Consider the following 1,200-nt stretch of genomic DNA (forward strand, 5'->3'; position numbering starts at 1 on the left):
GCGCCTGGCTGAAGCGGCCGAATAGGATTGGAGACCAAACTGCGTAAATGGAAAATCGCTTTGGGAACGGCCGTGGCGCTCGGCGCAATTTCGATGGCCAGCGTCCATCTGCTCGACATGGGCAGCTTGAGCCTCAATGCCGGCACGGCGGGCGCGGCGCCCGCGCCGGCGGCCTTCGTGATGCCGGTGCCGGTGGTGAACGTCGTCAAGAAGACCATCCCGATCTATCTCGACTATGCCGCGCGCGTCGAGTCGATCCGCAGCATCACGCTGCAGGCCCGCGTGCCCGGCTACCTGCAGGAGCAGGCTGCCGCCGACGGCAGCGACGTCAAGCAGGGCGACCTGCTCTACCGGATCGCGCCGCAGGACTATCAGGCCGCACTCGACCAGGCGCAGGCCGAGATCGAGCGTGACACGGCGACGCTCGACTACGCGCGCTCCAATCTCGGTCGCGGCACCGAGCTCGCCAAGAGCGGCTACCTCGCCAAGGACAGCTTCGACCAGCGCACCAGCACCTTGCGCGCGGCCGAGGCGGCGCTTGCGGTCGACAGGGCGGCGCTCCGCACCGCCGAGCTCAACCTCGGCTATGCGGAGATCAAGGCGCCGTTCCCGGGGCGCATCGGCCGCAACCAGGCTTCGGTCGGCACGCTGGTCAGCGTCGCCGGCACGGTGCTCAACACGCTGGTGCAGCTCGATCCGATCTACGTCACCTTCAATCCGAGCGAGACGGATCTGGTTGAGATCGAGGCGGCCAAGGCGGCCGGCCCGATCGCCGTCGATGTTCTGTTGCCGGGTCAGACGGAACCCAGCCAGAAGGGCGAGCTCACCTTCATCGACAACACGATCGATCATTCGACCGGCACCATCACGGCGCGGGCGACGATCGGCAATGCGAAGTTCTCGTTGCTGCCCGGCCAGTATGTTCGCGTCCGGCTGCATGTGAAGGAGCAGCCCGACACGCTGATGGTCCCGCAGGTGGCGCTCGGCTCCAGCCAGCTCGGCAAGTGCCTCTACGTCGTCGGCAAGGGCAATACTGTCGGCCAGCGCATGGTGTCGCTCGGCCCGGTCAATGGCGACCAGGTGGCCATCCTGAGCGGCGTCGCCGAGGGCGACCAGGTGATTACCGGCAACCTGCAGAAGATCGGCCCCGGCATGCCCGTCTCGCCGCTGCCGCAACAAAAACCGGCCAGCTGATAACCC

1 protein-coding gene is annotated in these 1,200 nt (G+C 66.9%); it reads left to right on the plus strand.

What is annotated here, in order from left to right:
- The first annotated feature begins 39 nt into the window (after positions 1-39).
- Positions 40-1,194, plus strand: a complete 1,155-nt coding sequence (locus EN738_RS34425; protein ID WP_127287376.1) for an efflux RND transporter periplasmic adaptor subunit — start codon at positions 40-42, stop codon at positions 1,192-1,194.
- The last annotated feature ends 6 nt before the right edge of the window (positions 1,195-1,200 follow it).

Source organism: Mesorhizobium sp. M4B.F.Ca.ET.017.02.2.1 (assembly GCF_003998955.1).
Classification (GTDB): Bacteria; Pseudomonadota; Alphaproteobacteria; order Rhizobiales; family Rhizobiaceae; genus Mesorhizobium; species Mesorhizobium abyssinicae.